The sequence below is a fragment of the Polymorphobacter megasporae genome (assembly GCF_018982885.2).
GTDB classification, from domain to species: domain Bacteria; phylum Pseudomonadota; class Alphaproteobacteria; order Sphingomonadales; family Sphingomonadaceae; genus Polymorphobacter_B; species Polymorphobacter_B megasporae.
This window is the reverse complement of record NZ_CP081848.1, coordinates 3,619,022-3,636,190: the sequence shown is the minus strand read 5'-3', so window position 1 is coordinate 3,636,190 and position 17,169 is coordinate 3,619,022. Positions and strand designations below refer to the sequence as shown.

Here is a 17,169-nt window from a genome sequence, read left to right as displayed (position 1 = left end):
TGGGCGTTCACAGGCCCCTCCCGGTAAAGCTGACTTCGTAGAGTTCGCTCATGCCGAAATGCCCGGCGAAGCGCGTCCAGGCGCGGAGCAATGCCCCGGCGCGAGTGAGCGTGGCGTCACGCCGGACGACGATCTTCTCGCCGAATGCGACGCGGATCGCCGCGCCATGGACGAGGACGCGGTCGCCCGGGCCGATCGCCGGGTTGCCGTCGAGCGCGACATGCGCGTGGAGGCTTTCATTGCTGTGCTCGACCTCGACGGTGCAGGCGATCGTCTCGGCGGTGCTGAAGACGCCCATCACAGGTCGACCTTCCCGAGCACGGCTTCCTTGCTCGCGACCGGGCGGTGGGTCAGCAGCAGGTCGGCGAACGACTGCTTGTTGGTCGGGCCGAACGAGCCGAGCTCGACGTTACGCCCGGTCGACGGGTCGAACAGGGTCAACGCGCCGTCGCTGAACAGGGTCAGGCGGAACGGCGGGGTCTTGCCGATGCCGCGGAGCAGCCGGTCGCGCGCCATGCCGCGGAGGACGCCGCGGATGAAGCCGTTGTTGGTGCCGTGCGGCAGGACCGCGGCGACGGTGCCGCGCGTCGTATCGTCGATCACCAGCGCGCCGTCGGTGCGGTCGGTGAAGCGCAGGTCGCGGGTCTCGACGACGGTGACGTGATGCGCCGCGCGCTCGGTCGTCGCGGTCTGGATCGGCGGCAGATAGCCCAGCCGGGGGCCGGCAGCGAACAGGATCGTCACGCCGACGAGAAGCCCGGCGCCGATCAGCGGCGCCTTGGGAAATGGCTGGGAGTCGATCTCGCTCATGCCGCCAGCGATCCCTTCGACGCAGCGGGAGCGAAGACCTGCGCGGCAGTCGGCTCGGCGAAGCTGCCGCGGCGGCCGGGGACGGCGGCGGCGAGCGCCTCGCCGAGGATGCGGGCGACGGCACGCGGCTCGGGGAGCGAGCGCAGCATCGGCTCGGGCTTGCCCACCCGCCACGGGCGGACGTGCGGCCAGAGGTGGATGTAGCCGAGGCGGGTCTCCTTGACCGCGAGCGGCAGGTCGCCGGTGCCGTCATTGTGGATCTCGAGCCCGGCGGCGGCGATCTGGGTGAAGGGCAGGTTGACGCATTTCGGCAGCGCGATGCCGAAGCGCAGGACGACGCGCTTGTTGGTGATCGTGTAGACCGTCGCGCGCGCAGCCATCCAGCCGAGCAGCGTCAGCAGGCTGAACGCCGCCGCACCGACGCCGAGCGTGATCTCGAGACCGGGCAGCGCGCTCGCGAAGGTCTTGTGTCCGGTCGCGACGTTGAGCAGGCTCCACGCGATCAACACCGCGAAATAGCCGCCGACGAGGTACGTGTGCATCGCCTTGCGCGCGAGCGACCGCCACGCCGGGCTGCCCTGCCAGACGATATGCTCGCCCGGCGGCAGCAGCCCCGGCAGGCCGCGGATCGGCTCGTTGGCGTACTCGCTCACAGGAACGGCTCGATGCGCGAACGCTTGGAATAGAGGTATCCGCCGCCGAAGTAGCCGATCACGCGCTCCTCTTCGTTGAAGGTGATCTGGCTATCGCTGGCGAGCGCGGGCGCGGCGGCGAACTGGTCGGCGCGGATCGCATCGACCTTGACCGTGCCGCGCCGCGAACTGACCTGGCACATCGCCATCGGCGCGGTGACGGTCCGTCCGGCGCCGCCGGCGTCACCCATCAGCCGGACCTCGATGTAGCGGATGACCCGCTCCATCTGGTCGACCCAGACGTTGCTGACGACACCCGCCATGACGTTGTCGCAGCCGAACACGGGCATCCCGATCGGGTTGCGGTCCTGACGGGCGATCCAGAAGCCGTGGCTTTTGTCGAGCGGCACGATCTTGGGGCTGCCGTCGAGCATGATGTCGGGGGCATGTGCGCGCTCGGCCCACGCCGCCGGGCCGACGCCGTCGATCAGCGGGTTGCCGGTCGGCTCGATCGGCGCACCTTCATACGGCGACATCCGGCGGGTCTTGGGGTTGGGGGCCTCGAAGACGCGCTTGCCAGGGGCGTGTACGACGCCGCGGCCGTTCGACAGGATGAAGGTCTTGTCATCGGGGCGGAACAGCCAGCCGGGGTTTTCGAGGCGGCCGGTGACGTCGCTTTCGAGCGGATAGCCCTCGCGCCGGTCTTCGCGCCGCAGGTAGATGATCAGCCCGATGAAAAACAGGAAGAAGGCCCAGAGCGCCAGTTCGGCAAGGTCGGTGTTACCGACGAGATAATAGTTCACGGGCGTCTCCCCTCAGGCTGGAAGTTCGGACATGCCGAACTTCCGGTTTGCATTTTGCGGCGAATAGTTCGGCAACGCCAGCGGTCCGATCGCCGCAAGCGTTGCAAACAACAGAATAATCTCGATACCGTACAAAAGTCCGTAGGCGCTCGCCGGGCCGGTCAGCGCGGTGCCGAGATCGCCGCGCATCGCCATGCCGGTGACGACGTCGCGGAAGATGCCGGCAAGCGCGATCGCGACTCCGGCGCACGATGCCTGCACCGCGCCCCACGCACCGATCGCCAGCCCCGATTGACCGTTCGTCGACAGCGCCATCGCTGCGGTCAGCGTCCCCACCGAGAACAGCCCGCCGCCGAGGCCGATGCCCGCGACGCCGATTGCGAGCAGCCACGGCGACCCGAGCGGCCCCGACAAAGCGACCGCAGCGAACGCGATCAACCCCGGCACGACCCCGTAGCCCGCGAGGCGGCTCGGATCATACTGGCGGCCGAGCAGCCGCGCGGCGATGCCCAGCCCGATCAAGGTGCCGAACGCCCACAGCGCGGTCAGCGCGGTCGTCTCGCCGACGGTCATGTGGAGGACTTCGCCGCCATAGGGTTCGAGCAAGACGTCCTGCATGTTGAACGCCGCCGCGCCGAGCCCGACCGCCACCAGCAGGCGGACGGTGCGCGGCTGGGCGATGAAGTCGGCCCATGCCCCGGAGAACGCCTGCGCCTCGCCGACGGTGTCGACGCGGGTCGCGGCGGGGTTGCGTGCCTCCTGCTTCCACAGCGCGATCAGATTGACGACCATCGTCAGCGCGCCCGCGCCTTGGACGACCTTGACGAGCTTGAGCGCGTCGAAATGGTGGAGCAGCGCGCCGATCACGAGGCCCGAGATCAGCATGCCGATCAGTAGCATGACGTACATCAGCGCGACGACCCGCGGCCGCGAATGTGCGGGAGCGAGGTCGGTGGCGAGGGCGAGGCCGGCGGTCTGGACGGTGTGCATCCCCGCACCGGTCATGAGGAAGGCGAGCGCCGCGCCGATCTCGCCGACCACCGGCGAACCGTGGGTGTCGCCCGACATGATCAGCAGTGCGAACGGCATGATCGCGAAGCCGCCGAACTGGAGCAGCGTCCCGAACCAGATGTACGGCACGCGCTTCCAGCCGAGGATCGAGCGGTGGTTGTCCGACTTGTGGCCGATCAACGCGCGCAGCGGCGCGAACACCAGCGGCAGCGACACCATCATCGCAACGAGCCACGACGGGACGTGGAGCTCGACGATCATCACACGGTTTAACGTGCCGACGAGCATCACCGCCGCCATCCCGACGGTGATCTGGAACAGCGACAGGCGGAACAGGCGAGCGAGCGGGAGTTCTTCGGTCGCGGCGTCGGCGAACGGCAGGAACTGCGTCCCCATCCGCTGCCAGAACTTGCCCTTCGGCGCCGCACCCTCGCCGAGCAGCGGCATCGGCGGGACGCCGGGGAAGGACGAATGCGCGGTCACGGGCGGACCAGCTCGAGCGCCTGGCTCTTGTAGAAGCCGCCCGAAATGCGCTCGCACCGCGGCTGGCCCCAGCCCGGCAGCGCGGCATCGAAGCGGCGGCTGAGGTCGTCGGCTCCGGCGGGGATGATCGCCGGCGCGCGGTCCGAGCGGGGCAGCAGCTTGCCGACATTGTGCATGACCGTCAGCGCCGGGGTGCGCGGGGCGAAGGTGAATTCGACCGAGCGGTGCGTCCGCGCGGCGAGCGCGGCCACCGTCGCGACGATGTCGGCGACTGGATAATGGATCAGTGAGTCCATCGCGACGACATGGTCGAAGCTGCCGAGCGCGGGGTCGAGCATGTCGCCGACGCGCCAGTCGATGCTGCCTTCGCCGAGGTCGGCGGGTGCGCGGTCGCGGGCGATGCCGACGAGCTGCGCCGAAATGTCGATTGCGGTGACGCGCGCGCCGCGAAGCGCCGCCTCGACCGCGAGCGCGCCTGTGCCGCAACCCGCGTCGAGCAGCGTCAGCCCGGTCATGTCGCCCGGGAGCCAGTCGAGCAGCATCGTCCGCATCGCGTCGCGTCCGGCGCGGACGGTGGCGCGGATGCGGCTGACCGGGGCGTCGGTCGTCAGCGTCTTCCACGCATCGAACGCGGTGCGGTCGAAATACGTTTCCAGGCGGCCGCGGTAACGGTCCCAGTTCGCGCTTGGAGCGGGGGTGGGGGCGAGGCTGGCCATGCTGCTCACTCGAATCCGAGGAACTCGAAGATGTCGCGGTCTTTCATCGGCATCGCGTCGAGCGGCTCGGTCCCGGCGTAGAGCGTCGCTGCGAGGCGCATATATTCGAGCTTCACCGCCTCGAGCTCAGGCGTCGAATCCATCTCGAACACCGTGCACTTCTTGAGCCGCGAGCGGCGGATCGCATCGAGGTCGGGGAAATGCGCGAGCCGCTTGAGCCCGGTGGCGGCGTTGAAGCGGTCGATCTCGTCGGTCGCGGCGCTGCGGTTGGCGATCACGCCGGCCATGCGGACCTCGTAGTTCTTCGACTTCGCCTTGATCGCCGCGACGATGCGGTTCATCGCGAAAATGCTGTCGAAGTCGTTCGCTGCGACGACGACGGCGCGCTCGGCGTGCTGGAGCGGCGCAGCGAACCCGCCGCAGACGACATCGCCGAGAACGTCGAAGATGACGACGTCGGTGTCTTCGAGCAGATGGTGCTGCTTGAGCAGCTTGACCGTCTGGCCGACGACATAGCCGCCGCAGCCGGTTCCCGCCGGCGGGCCGCCCGCCTCGATGCACATCACGCCGTTGAAGCCCTCGAAGCAATAATCCTCGGGGCGAAGCTCCTCCGAGTGGAAGTCGACGGTTTCGAGGATGTCGATGACCGTCGGCATCAGCTTCTTGGTCAGGGTGAAGGTACTGTCGTGCTTGGGGTCGCAGCCGATCTGAAGGACGCGCTTGCCCATGAGCGACAGCGCCGCCGACAGGTTCGAGCTCGTCGTCGACTTGCCGATCCCGCCCTTGCCGTAGACGGCAAAGACCTTCGCCGCGCCGATCGTGTCGGTGGCATCGAGGTGAACCTGGACGCTGCCGTCGCCGTCTGCCCCGCGCATCGCCTTGAGCAGCGACGAGGAAACCGGGCGTTCGAGTTCGATGACTGCCATAATCTAATTCCTAAGCCGCCATCGCGTGTGCTGGGGCGGCGGTGATGCCTTCGAGCCGGTCTTCGAGGTCGTCGCTCGCCGCACGCAGCGCGGCGAGGGTGGCCGCATCGGGCGACCAGAAGTTGCGATCGTGGGCTTCGAGCAACCGGTTGGCGACGCGCATCGCCGCCTTCGGATTGAGCGTGGCGAGCCGCTCGCGCATCGTGTCGTCGAGGACGTAGGTCTCGCTGATCCGCTGGTAGACCCACGGCGCGACTGCACCGGTGGTCGCTGACCAGCCCATCGTGTTGGTGACGTGGACCTCGATCTGGCGAACGCCTTCGAACCCCGACTTGAGCATGCCCTCGGTCCACAACGGGTTGAGCATCCGGGTGCGGGTTTCGAGCGCAACCTGCTCGCCGAGCGTGCGGACCTTGCCCTCGCCCTGCGTCTGGTCGCCGATATAGACCGGGGCCGCCGACCCCTTGGCGCGCGCGATCGAGCGGCTGATCCCGCCGAGGCTGTCGACATACTGATCGACCGAGGTCACGCCGAGTTCGACCGAGTCGAGGTTCTGGTACGTCAGGTCTACCGTCGACAGGTTGCTGCTGAGCATCTTCGCCTGCCGCACCGGCGCACCGCTGCGGCCGTAGGCGAAGCCCTTGCGGGTCTCGTAGGCATCAGCCAGTTCGTTTTCGTCGTTCCACACCCCGGCGTCGATCATCAGGTTGACGTTCGCGCCATATGCACCCTCGGCGTTCGAGAAGACGCGGAGCGCGGCGGTGTCGAGGTCGCAGCCGAGCTTCGCCTGATGCGCGAGGCTGTGCTTGCGAATGAAGTTCATGTCCTCGGGCTCGTCGGCCATCGTCGCGAGATAGGCGGCTTCGGCGATCATCCGCGTCTGCATCGGCAGCAGGTCGCGGAAGATGCCCGACAGCGTGACGACGACGTCGATCCGCGGGCGGCCGAGGTCGGCGAGGGGGGTCAACTCGGCCCCGCACAGGCGGCCGTAGCCGTCGAAGCGCGGGCGCGCGCCCATCAGCGCCATGACCTGCGCGATCTGCTGCCCCTCGGTCTTGAGGTTGTCGGTGCCCCACAGGACCATCGCGATCGATTCCGGGGCTGCGGCGCCATCGGCCATGTGGCGGTCGATCAGGCGCTGCGCCTGTTGCGCGCCGTCGCGGCAGGCGAAGGCGCTCGGGATGCGGAACGGGTCGAAACCGTGGATATTGCGCCCGGTCGGCAGGACAGCCGGGGTCCGCAGCACGTCGCCGCCGGGGGCGGGCATGATGTACTTGCCGTCGAGCGCACGGACGATCGCGTCGAGTTCGGTGTCGACCGCAAGGAGCGCGTCGGTCGCGGCGAGGTCGGCGAACAAGGTGTCGCCGACGGCATCGTCGGGGACGTGCCCGGCGACGAGGCTTTCGACCTGGTCGCGGTAGACGATGCGGCCCTTGGCGTCGGCGATCGCAAGGAGGAGGTCGACCCGCTCGGCGGCGGTGCAGCCGCGCCCGACGATGTGGAGGCCGTGCGGGATCAGGGTCTGTTCGAGCTCGTAGATCCGTCCGGCGAGCGTCAGGACCGCTTCGCTCGCGTCGCCCTCCCACGTCGGTTCGGCGGAGACGAGGTCGAGTCCGGCGGCCTGCTCCTGGATCAGCAACGCGAGCATCGCGCGCTCGTTGACCGCGTCGGGAGTCGTCGCACGGAAGCGCTCGATCGAGGCATTGAGGTCGAGCAAGCCCTTGTAAAGTCCCGACTGCGCGATCGGCGGGGTCATGTAGCTGATCAGTGTCGCGTTCGACCGGCGCTTGGCGATCGTGCCCTCGCTCGGGTTGTTCGAGGCGTAGAGGTAGAAGTTGGGCAGGTCGCCGATCAGCCGGTCGGGCCAGCATTTCGCCGATAACCCGGCTTGCTTGCCCGGCATGAATTCGAGCGCGCCGTGGGTGCCGAAGTGGAGCGCGGCGTGGGCGCCGAAGTCTTCGCGGATCCAGCGGTAGAAGGCGCTGAAGGCGTGGGTCGGGCTGAAGGTGCCGTCGAACAGCAGCCGCATCGGGTCGCCCTCGTAACCGAACGGCGGCTGAATGCCGATGAAGACGTTGCCGAAAATACCGCCGAGGACGTTGATGCCGTGGCCGTCGGCGAGGCTGCGGCCCGGCGCGGGGCCCCATTGCGCCTCGATCTCGGCGAGATACGGTTCACGGCGGACATGGTCGTCGGTGGCGATCCGCGCGGCGACGTTGGCGTCGGCACCGAAACGCTCGGCGTTGCCGCGGAGGATGGTATCGCGCAATGCATCGACGCTGGCGGGCAGGTCGACCGCGTAGCCCTCGGCCTTCATCCGCTCCAACGTGTTGTAGACGCTGTCGAACACCGACAGATACGCGGCGGTCCCGACCGCGCCGGCGTTCGGCGGGAAGTTGAAGATGACCAGCGCGACCTTGCGGTTGGCGCGCTCGGCGACGCGGAGGTCGATGAGCTTGTGGGTGCGGGCGGCGAGGGCCTCGGCGCGCTCGGGGCACGGCTGCATGACCCGGGTGCCCTCCGACGCGGGGAACGAACAGCCACGCGCGCAGCCCGTGCACACGCTGCCCACACCGTCGGAACGGCCCCCGAACACCGTCGGCACCGTTGCACCGTCCAATTCGGGGATCGCGACCATCATCGTCGCTTCGAGCGGGAGCAAACCCTGGCTGCCCGCGCCCCACGCCTGGAGCGTCTGGAACTCGAGCGGGTGCGCCGCGAGATAGGGAATGTCGAGCTTCGCCAGCGCTTCGGCGGCGGCGGCGGAGTCGTTGTACGCGGGGCCGCCGACGAGGCTGAAGCCGCTGAGCGAGACCATCGCGTCGATAACCGGCTTGCCGTCGGCCATGAAGAACGCATCGATCGCCGGGCGCGCGTCGAGGCCGCTCGAGAAGGCCGGGATCACGCGCAGGCCGCGTGCTTCGAACGCTGCGATCACGCCGTCGTAATGGCCGGTGTCGCTGCCGAGGACGTACGACCGCAGGACGAGCAGCCCGACGGTGCCGGTGACAGGCACGGCGGGGAGCGGCAGGTCGGCGACGCGCTCCGACATGCGGGCCACCATGCGCGGGTGGTAGACGCCGAGTTCGGGATAATCAGCGGGGGCGGCGGCGGTCATCGTGCCGCGAAGCGCGCGGCGCGGGCCGTCGGCGTAGCGGTCGACCAGGTTCTTGACGAGATTGGTGAAATTCTCGTCCGATCCCGCCAGCCAATATTGCAGCGTCAGGAAATAGGCGCGGACGTCCTGCGCGGTGCCGGGGATGAAGCGGAGGATCTTCGGCAGCCGCTTGAGCATCGCCATCTGCCCCGACCCCGAACTCGACGTGCCGGGCTTCGACGAGCCGCGCAGCTTCTTGAGCAGCGCCAGCGGGCCCTTGGCGGGCTTGTCCATCCGGTACGCGCCGAGGCGGGTCAGCTTGACGACGGCGGCGTCGCTCATCACCCCGACCATCGCGTCGCACGCGTCGCGCCGCGCTTCGAGCGCGGGCATGACCGCCTTGATATGGTCGTCGAGGAACAGCATCGACGCGATGACGATGTCGCCGCGGCCGATGTCCTCCTGACACTGCGCGAGGCTCGCGGGTGAGCTTTCCCAATCGGCGGCGGCGTGGAACTGGAGGCTGAGGCCGGGGTGTTCGCGGCGCAGCGCGGTTTCGGCGCGGCCGGCGGCTCCCGACAGGTGATTGTCGAGCGTCACGATGACGACGCGAACCGGGGTTGCCCCCGACGCGTCGATCGCTGTGTCAGCGAGCGAAGTGCGACTTGGCATCATACAGCGTCTCGATGTTGATGGCGGCGAGCCCGCGCTCGCTGGCGAAGCGCTCGGTATTGCGGCGCGCCTTGCCGCGGACGAAAAACGGGATCTTGGCGAGTTCCTTCTGCGCGTCGGCAGTCCATTCGATGTCGTTTGCTGCGGCCGTCACCGGGGTCGCGGGATCGGCAACCAACTCGGGCGTCGCGACCGGCGCAGCGGCACCGTGGCCGCCGAGGTGCGACGCCCCGGCGGCGTCGTTGAACTCGAAATCGTCGCGGAACATCACCAGCAGATGCTCCTCGAGTCCCATCACCAGCGGGTGGACCCACGTGTCGAACAGCACGTTCGCGCCCTCGAACCCCATCACCGGCGAGTAGCGCGCGGGGAAATCCTGGACGTGGACCGGGGCCGAGATCACCGCGCACGGGATGCGCAGGCGCTTGGCGATGTGGCGCTCCATCTGCGTGCCGAGGACGAGTTCGGGGTGGAGGGCGGCGATCGCTTCCTCGACCTCGAGATAGTCGTCGGTGATCAGCGGCTCGATGTTGTATTTCTTCGCGGCGACGCGGATGTCGCGGGCGAACTCGCGGTTGTAGCAACCGAGCCCGACGACGTCGAAACCCATCTCCTCCGACGCAACGCGCGCGGCGGCGATCGCATGGGTCGCGTCGCCGAAGATGAAGACGCGCTTGGCGGTGAGGTAGGTCGAGTCGACCGACCGCGAGTACCACGGCAGCCGCGACGGGTTGGCGGCGATGAACGCCTCGGGGTCGATGCCGGCGACGCTGGCGACTTCGCGGACGAAGTCGATCGTCGCGCCATAGCCGATCGGGACGGTGCGGACAGTCGGCTGCTTGAAGGTCTTTTCGAGCCAGCGCGCGGCGGTGTCGCCGGTCTCGGGGTAGAGCAGGATGTTGAAATCAGCCGCCCCGAGGCGCTTGAGGTCGGCGGGCGACGACCCCATCGGTGCGGTGACGTTGACGTCGATCCCCATGCCGCCGAGCAGCTTGGTGATCTCGGCGATGTCGTCGCGGTGGCGGAAGCCGAGCGCGGTCGGCCCGAGCAGGTTGGCGAGGGGGCGACGCCCGGCCATCGGCGAGCGTTCGATCGACGTGTCGGCGAGTGTCCGCACGAGCGCGTAGAACGTCTCCGCCGCGCCCCAATTCTCCTTGCGCTGGTACGACGGCAGTTCAAGGTTGATCACCGGGATCGGCAGGTTGAGCGCCTTTGCCAGCCCCGCCGGATCGTCCTGGATCAGCTCGGCGGTGCACGACGCGCCGACGAGCAGCGCCTGCGGCTCGAAGCGCTCGTATGCGTCGCGGATCGCCGACTGAAGCAGCTCGGCGGTGTCCTTGCCGAGATCGCGCGCCTGGAACGTCGTGTAGGTCACCGGCGGGCGGGCATCGCGGCGCTCGATCATCGTGAACAGCAGGTCGGCATAAGTGTCGCCCTGCGGCGCGTGAAGGACGTAATGCACCTCCGTCATGCCGGTGGCGACGCGCATCGCCCCGACGTGAGGCGGTCCTTCATAGGTCCAGACGGTGAGCTGCATGACTACACCGCCAGCCGGTCGCGGCGGTTCAATGGCCGCGCGAAGAGTTCGGCGAGGTCGCCCGCTTGGTCGAAGCCGTGGACCGGCGAGAAGACCAGCTCGATCGACCATTTGGTCGTGATGCCCATCTTTTCGAGCGGGTTGGCGAGGCCGAGGCCGCAGACCGCGATGTCGGGAGCGGCGGCGCGGCAGCGATCGAGCTGGCGGTCGACGTCCTGCCCTTCGCTGAGCTGGGTGCCAGCGGGCAAAGCGGCGAGTTCGTGAACCAGATGCGCGCGGTGGAGGTACGGCGTGCCGACCTCGACCGGGATCATGCCGAGCTCGTTCGACAGGAAGCGCGCCAGCGGCACTTCGAGCTGCGAGTCGGGGAAGAAGAAGATGCGGCGTCCGCCGAGCTGCGCGCGGTGACGCTCGATCGCGCGCTTGGCACGCTCGCGTCCCGGTGCGACGACGCGGTTGAAGTGCATCTCGTCGATGCCGAACGCGACCGCCGCCGCGCGCAGCCACGCCGTCGTGCCCTCGGCGCCGAACGGAAACAGCGCGGGCAGGTGCGACGCGCCGCGGTCTTCGAGGGCGCGGGCGGTGTCGCCGAGGAACGGCTGAGCGAGAAGGAATACCGTGTTCGGCCCGACCGGGGCGAGGTCGGCGGCACGGCGCGGGGGCAGGGTGAAGACGTGGGGAATGCCGAGTTCGCTTAGCAGGCGGCGGAACTGGTCCTCGACGACATCGGGCAGCGCGCCGACGATCATCAGCGACCGCGCCGCTCCCGGGGCGGTGTCGGGCATCGACGGGACGAGCGCGGCGAGGCAGGCGTCCTCGCCCTGGGTGAAGGTCGTCTCGATGCCACTGCCCGAGTAATTGAGGATGCGGACGTCGGGGGCGTGCTTCGCTTCGAGGCGGCTTGCGGCGCGCGACAGGTCGAGTTTGATGACCTCCGACGGGCACGATCCGACGAGGAACAGCAGCTTGATCTCGGGGCGGCGGGCGAGGAGGCGGTCGACGACTCGGTCGAGTTCCTCGTTGGCGTCGGCGAGGCCCGCAAGATCGCGTTCCTCGATGATCGCGGTGGCGAAACGGGGTTCGGCGAAGACCATGACTCCTGCGGCGGATTGCAGCAGGTGGGCGCAGGTCCGGCTGCCGACGACGAGGAAAAAGGCGTCCTGGATCTTGCGATGAAGCCAGATGATGCCTGTCAGGCCGCAAAAAACCTCACGCTGGCCGCGCTCGCGGAGGACCGGCGGATTTGTACGGTCGAGGATTTCGACACTCATGCGGCGGCCATTTCGGCGGTAGTACCAACCGCCGGCGCCGCTGCTCCGAGCCGTGTCGCGCGCAGTTTGAGGATGAACTGTCCGGCGTTGATGACGTACGTCGCATACGCCGCGAGTGCGAGAATGAGCCGCGCGCGGTCGGTGCCGATGTCGAGCAGCAGCGCCGCGACATACGCGGTGTGCAGCGCGATCACGAGCATGCTGAAAACGTCTTCCCAGTAGAATGCCGGAGCGAACAGGTAGCGCCCGAACACGACCTTCTCCCAGATCGCGCCGGTGACCATGATCGTGTAGAGCGCGATGGTCTTGGCGATGACTGATCCGGTCGCCAGCGCCAGCCCCTCGCCGGTCGCGAGATAGCGGACCACGAGAGCGAGGCTAACCGCGAAAATCAGAAACTGGATAGGGGCGAGAATGCCCTGGACGAGGGTCCAGACCGACGCGTCGCGGCGCTCGCGTTCAGCGGGAGTGTACAGCATAGTACCTCCGCCTCGGCGTCCGTTCAGCTTGCCGTCACCCGACTGCATTCTTGTCGCCTAACCCGTCACTGCGATGCCGAAAGTTACGTCGCGAACGGGATGACTGTCAACACAGCTTTACGTCCAAAAACTTTGACACTACGGTGTGGGGATAGCACTCATGAAGCGTTGCAAAATGCCCAAGCTTTTTATAGCGTCGACAATATTGGGAGAAAGCGGTCGTTCAGACCGCTGTCCAATGGCGGCGACAGGGAATCGTTGTGATGGCCTCGATGCATCAGTACGAACAGCATCGCGGGCCCGACCCGCGCCGATCGCCAGAGGCGTCGCCGTTGCGAATGGCGCGGCTGATCGAGGGCGAGATTATACCGCGGCTGCTGATGGCGCACCGCGGCGATCAGGCCGAGCCGATCCAGCCGCAAGCACGGTTCACGATGGTCGAGCCGACCGAGCTGGCGCACATGACGCTGCGGCTCGAAGTGTTCAGCCTGTTGGCGCACATCGACGGCTATCTGAACAACGGCGTGGCGATCGAGTCGATCTACCTCGATCTGCTGGCCCCGACGGCGCGAGTGCTGGGCGATTTTTGGGACAACGACGTTTGCGACTTCGTCGATGTGACGATGGGGTTATGGCGTCTCCAGCAGGTGGTGCACGAGCTTGGCAGCCGGGCACCGTGTCCGAGCGTGCGGACGCGTGCCGACCGGCGGGTGCTGTTCACCGTGCCGCCGGGCGACCAGCACAGCTTTGGGCTGGTGATGATCGAGGACTTTTTTCGCCGCGCGGGATGGCGGACGTGGAGCGCGCCGGACGCTGGCCTGCCCGAGCTTTGCGCGATTGCCGGACGCCAGTGGTTCGAACTGATCGGGCTGACGGTGAGCAATGTCGACAATTTGATGCAACTGCCCGCGATGTTCCGCGACCTGCGGCGCGCCTCGCAGAATCCCGCGGTCGGGATCATGGTCGGGGGCAAGATCTTCAGCGACAATCCCGAGCTGGCGGAACGCGCCGGGGCGGATGCGACGGCGGCCGACGGGGCTTTGGCCCTGCTCGCAGCGGAGCGGCTCGTTGACCGTCTCGCTCATCGCGGCGGCGCCCCCGCCTGAACCGCGAATCGATTTCGCGACTCCCGAAGCGACTCTCGGCAGCTTCGATCCCGATCTCGCCGCCCGGCTGACGACGGTCTCCGCCGATATCGCGCTGGTGATCGACGCGGCGGGGGTCATCCGCGACTATGCGATCGGCGACCCGGGCCTTGCTCGGGCCGATCTCGTTCCGCTTGTCGGTCGGCGCTGGGTCGACACTGTCGGAGCCGACAGCCAGTTCAAGGTCGCCGACATGCTTCGCGAAACCCCGCCGCAAGGGGTCGGGCGCTGGCGCATCGTCAACCAACTTTCGGTCAGCGGCGACGCCGTGGTGACGCTGCGCTTCATGACGGTTGGCGCGGGCGAGGATGGCAAGATCATCGCGATCGGCCGCGACCTGCGCTCGACCGCGGCGATGCAGCAGCGGCTGCTCCAGGCGCAGCAGTCGATGGAGCGCGACTATATGCGGCTCCGCGCCGCCGAGTCGCGCTACCGCCTGTTGTTCGATCTATCGAGCGAGGCGGTGCTGATCGTCGATGCGACGACGAGCCGCTTCGTCGAGGTCAATCCGGCGGCAAAGCGCCTGATCGGCAACGACGCCGCGACGGGAGCCAGTGCCGCCTTCGCTGGGGTGTTCGACCTCGCGAGTCGCGACCGGGCGGGTGCGCTGATCGCTGCGGCGATGAATGCGGCAACAGTCGACCCGGTCGACGTCCGGCTCGCCGGCGGGCGCGAATGCCTGATGTCCGCCACGCTCTATCGCCAGGACAAGGCGACCTACGTCCTCGTCCGTCTCGCGCTCGCCGCGGGGACCAGCGAAGTTGTCCCCGACGGGCGGCAGATGCTGATCGACGTCCTCGAGCGGCTGCCCGACGCGTTCGTCGTCACCGACGAGTCGCTTAACATCCTCGCCGAGAATGGTGCGTTTCTCGATCTCGCCCAGCTTGCCCGGCGCGAACATGCGCGCGGCCAGTCGCTCGCGCGTTTCCTCGGGCGCCCGGGGATCGACGTCGACCTGCTCATTGCGCATCTCCGCGAGCACGGTTCGGTGCGCAACTTTGCGACGGTGTTCCGCAGCCAGTTCGATACCGTCGACGAGGTCGAGGTCTCGGCGGTCGCGGTGCGTGACGGCGAGCAGCCGTGCTTCGGCTTCACCATCCGCACCGTCGGACGGCGGCTGCGCGACGATCCGGCGGTCGGTCGCGACCTGCCGCGCTCGGTCGAGCAACTCACCGAACTCGTCGGGCGGGTATCGTTGAAGGAGATCGTCCGCGAGTCGACCGACCTGATCGAGCGGCTGTGTATCGAGGCGGCGCTTGCCTACACCGGGGACAACCGCGCCTCGGCGGCCGAAGTTCTCGGGCTGAGCCGTCAAAGCCTGTATTCGAAGCTCCATCGCCACGGCCTCGGCAATCTCAGCGGTGAGGAGCCGTGAGCCCGACGGCGGCCCTGACGCGGACGGCACCAGCCCCGGCGGCGATCCTTGAGCTCGCCAAGCCGGTGACGTGGTTCCCGCCGATGTGGGCGTTCATGTGCGGTGTCGTCTCGTCGGGCGTCGCGCTCGGCAGCCGCTGGCCGTTCCTGATCGCCGGGCTGCTCCTGACCGGGCCATTGGTTTGCGGCACGAGCCAGGCGGTCAACGACTGGTTCGACCGCCACGTCGACGCGATCAACGAGCCGAACCGACCGATCCCGTCGGGGCGCATTCCCGGCCGCTGGGCGCTGTGGCTGGCGATCGGCGGAACGCTGGTCTCGGCGATCGTCGCGGCGTTGACGGGGCCGTGGGTGTTCGTCGCCACGCTCGTCGGGCTCGCCTCGGGCTGGGCGTATAGCGCGCCGCCGTTCCGCCTCAAGACCAGCGGCATCTGGGGCCCTGCGGTCTGCGCATTAAGCTACGAGGGGCTGACGTGGTTCACCGGCGCCAGCGTGATGGCGGGCGGATTGCCCGACACGCGCATCCTGTGGCTGCTCGGCCTGTACAGCCTCGGCGCGCACGGGATCATGACGCTCAACGATTTTAAGGCGGTCGAGGGTGACCGCGTCATGGGCATCCGCTCGCTGCCGGTCGTGCTCGGCACCGATCGCGCCGCGCGGGTCGCCTGCGTCGTCATGGCGGTGCCGCAGATGGTCGTCGTCGGGTTGCTGTTCCACTGGCAGCTCTACTGGCACGCCGCCGGGGTTGGCGCGCTTGTTCTCGGGCAGCTCGGTCTGATGGTCCGGCTGCTCGGCGACCCGCTCGCGCGGACGCCGTGGTATAATGCCACCGGCACCTCGCTTTATGTCTTCGGCATGCTCGGCTCGGCGTTCGGGGTCGGCGAGATGATCAGGGCAGGGTTGTGACCGGACTCGGCTGGCCCTCGATTTTCCGGCTCGGGCTCGTCCAGAGCGCGATCGGCGCGATCGTCGTGCTGATGACCTCGACGCTCAACCGGATCATGGTCGTCGAATACGGTCTCGCCGCGACGGTCCCTGCGGGCTTCGTCGCATGGCATTATGCGGTGCAGCTCTCGCGCGCGCGCTGGGGGCATGGCTCGGACGGTGGATCGCGGCGGACGCCGTGGATCGCCGGCGGCATGGCGGTGCTGGCGGTTGGTGCCTTGCTCGCGACGGTGGCGACGACGCGGCTCGCCGGATCGCCCGCTTTCGGCGTCGCCCTCGCGGTTGTCGCCTTCGCTTTGATCGGCGTCGGAGTAGGCGCGGCGGGGACGTCGCTGCTCGCGCTGCTGGCGAGCCGGGTCGCGCCGGCGCGGCGTCCGGCGGCGGCGGCGATCACGTGGATCATGATGATCGTCGGCTTCATCGTCACGACCGCGGTCGCGGGCAAGCTGCTCGACCCGTTCTCGCCCGACCGCCTTCTCGCCGTCGTCACCGGCGTCGTCGTCATCGCGTTCATCGTCTCGCTGGTCGGTATCGTCGGCATCGAACGGCGCGATGCGATGCCCACTAGCACGCGTCCTGCGATCCCGTTCGCCGTCGCGCTCGCCGAGATCTGGGCTGACCCGCAGGCACGGCGCTTCACCATCTTCGTCGCGGTGTCGATGCTCGCGTACAGCGCGCAAGAACTCATCCTCGAGCCGTTCGCCGGGCTGTTGTTCGGCTTCACTCCGGGACAGTCGACAAGCCTCGCTGCGCTCCAGCACGGCGGCGCGCTCGTCGGCATGATCGCCGCCGGAGTCGCGGGCAACGCGTTTTCAGGGCGCGCAGGCTGGATGCGCGGCTGGACGATCGCCGGGTGCATCGGCTCGGCGGCGGCGCTCGGCGTCCTCGCCTTCGCCGCGACCGCCGGGCCAGCCTTCCCGCTGCGCCCGACCGTTTTCGTCCTCGGCCTCGCCAACGGCGTCTTCGCGGTTGCCGCAATCGGCTCGATGATGGGCCTCGCGGGCGGCGGCGGAGCGGGACGCGAGGGCGTGCGGATGGGTGTCTGGGGCGCGGCGCAGGCGATCGCCTTTGCGGTCGGCGGTTTCGTCGGCGCAGCAGGCATCGACGTCGGCCGACGCCTGTTCGGCTCGACCCCCGATGCCTTCGTCGCGGTCTTCGCCGCCGAAGCCGCAGTTTTCCTGATTGCCGCCGTCCTTGCCGCGCGGATCGATACGCAAGTCTCGGTGCGGTCGCCGCGCCTCAACCCCTCGTTCGCCAAAGGATAGATC

The 17,169-nt window shown here is 68.4% G+C and carries 15 protein-coding genes; 4 read left to right on the top strand and 11 right to left on the bottom strand.

All coding sequences use genetic code 11. The features are described from left to right. Nucleotides 1-7: 7 nt before the first annotated feature. From KTC28_RS16960 to bchF, 11 genes are all read right to left on the bottom strand, one after another. The gene (locus KTC28_RS16960) at nt 8-298 is read right to left on the bottom strand and encodes an O2-dependent cyclase accessory protein (protein ID WP_216709301.1); all 291 of its coding nucleotides are present in this window, start codon (nt 296-298) and stop codon (nt 8-10) included. Next, on the bottom strand, nt 298-810 hold the full coding sequence (gene puhC, locus KTC28_RS16955; protein ID WP_216709302.1) for a photosynthetic complex assembly protein PuhC: 513 nt from the start codon (nt 808-810) through the stop codon (nt 298-300). Before puhC ends, KTC28_RS16960 begins: the two co-directional genes overlap by 1 nt. Then, the gene (puhB, locus tag KTC28_RS16950) at nt 807-1,463 is read right to left on the bottom strand and encodes a photosynthetic complex putative assembly protein PuhB (RefSeq protein ID WP_216709303.1); all 657 of its coding nucleotides are present in this window, start codon (nt 1,461-1,463) and stop codon (nt 807-809) included. The genes puhC and puhB overlap by 4 nt, the downstream gene beginning before the upstream one ends. Beyond that, nucleotides 1,460-2,245, bottom strand: a complete 786-nt coding sequence (puhA, locus tag KTC28_RS16945; protein WP_216709304.1) for a photosynthetic reaction center subunit H — start codon at nt 2,243-2,245, stop codon at nt 1,460-1,462. The genes puhB and puhA overlap by 4 nt, the downstream gene beginning before the upstream one ends. 12 nt (nt 2,246-2,257) lie before the next feature. After that, nucleotides 2,258-3,739 carry a BCD family MFS transporter gene (locus KTC28_RS16940; protein WP_304610424.1) on the bottom strand — a complete coding sequence of 494 codons (1,482 nt, stop codon included), beginning with the start codon at nt 3,737-3,739 and terminating at the stop codon, nt 2,258-2,260. Further along, nucleotides 3,736-4,455, bottom strand: a complete 720-nt coding sequence (bchM, locus tag KTC28_RS16935) for a magnesium protoporphyrin IX methyltransferase (RefSeq protein ID WP_216709305.1) — start codon at nt 4,453-4,455, stop codon at nt 3,736-3,738. Before bchM ends, KTC28_RS16940 begins: the two co-directional genes overlap by 4 nt. Before the next feature lie 5 nt (nt 4,456-4,460). After that, entirely contained in the window at nt 4,461-5,330 is an 870-nt protein-coding gene (bchL, locus tag KTC28_RS16930) for a ferredoxin:protochlorophyllide reductase (ATP-dependent) iron-sulfur ATP-binding protein (RefSeq protein ID WP_216709371.1), read from the bottom strand. A 61-nt stretch (nt 5,331-5,391) separates the two neighbouring features. Next, the gene (locus tag KTC28_RS16925; RefSeq protein WP_439650105.1) at nt 5,392-9,153 is read right to left on the bottom strand and encodes a magnesium chelatase subunit H; all 3,762 of its coding nucleotides are present in this window, start codon (nt 9,151-9,153) and stop codon (nt 5,392-5,394) included. Continuing rightward, on the bottom strand, nt 9,125-10,687 hold the full coding sequence (gene bchB, locus KTC28_RS16920) for a ferredoxin:protochlorophyllide reductase (ATP-dependent) subunit B (protein WP_216709306.1): 1,563 nt from the start codon (nt 10,685-10,687) through the stop codon (nt 9,125-9,127). The genes KTC28_RS16925 and bchB overlap by 29 nt, the downstream gene beginning before the upstream one ends. Nucleotides 10,688-10,689: 2 nt before the next feature. Then, entirely contained in the window at nt 10,690-11,958 is a 1,269-nt protein-coding gene (locus KTC28_RS16915; protein ID WP_216709307.1) for a ferredoxin:protochlorophyllide reductase (ATP-dependent) subunit N, read from the bottom strand. Next, the gene (bchF, locus tag KTC28_RS16910) at nt 11,955-12,437 is read right to left on the bottom strand and encodes a 2-vinyl bacteriochlorophyllide hydratase (protein ID WP_255602112.1); all 483 of its coding nucleotides are present in this window, start codon (nt 12,435-12,437) and stop codon (nt 11,955-11,957) included. Before bchF ends, KTC28_RS16915 begins: the two co-directional genes overlap by 4 nt. A 263-nt stretch (nt 12,438-12,700) precedes the next feature. Here bchF and KTC28_RS16905 point away from each other — a divergent pair, with 263 nt between their 5' ends. The 4 genes from KTC28_RS16905 to KTC28_RS16890 are packed head-to-tail and all read left to right on the top strand — an operon-like array spanning nt 12,701 to nt 17,166. Further along, nucleotides 12,701-13,543, top strand: a complete 843-nt coding sequence (locus tag KTC28_RS16905; RefSeq protein ID WP_216709309.1) for a cobalamin B12-binding domain-containing protein — start codon at nt 12,701-12,703, stop codon at nt 13,541-13,543. Further along, the gene (gene ppsR, locus KTC28_RS16900; protein ID WP_216709310.1) at nt 13,506-14,957 is read left to right on the top strand and encodes a transcriptional regulator PpsR; all 1,452 of its coding nucleotides are present in this window, start codon (nt 13,506-13,508) and stop codon (nt 14,955-14,957) included. The genes KTC28_RS16905 and ppsR overlap by 38 nt, the downstream gene beginning before the upstream one ends. Continuing rightward, nucleotides 14,954-15,862, top strand: a complete 909-nt coding sequence (chlG, locus tag KTC28_RS16895; RefSeq protein ID WP_216709311.1) for a chlorophyll synthase ChlG — start codon at nt 14,954-14,956, stop codon at nt 15,860-15,862. The genes ppsR and chlG overlap by 4 nt, the downstream gene beginning before the upstream one ends. Beyond that, nucleotides 15,859-17,166, top strand: a complete 1,308-nt coding sequence (locus KTC28_RS16890; RefSeq protein ID WP_255602111.1) for a BCD family MFS transporter — start codon at nt 15,859-15,861, stop codon at nt 17,164-17,166. The genes chlG and KTC28_RS16890 overlap by 4 nt, the downstream gene beginning before the upstream one ends. Nucleotides 17,167-17,169: the final 3 nt, after the last annotated feature.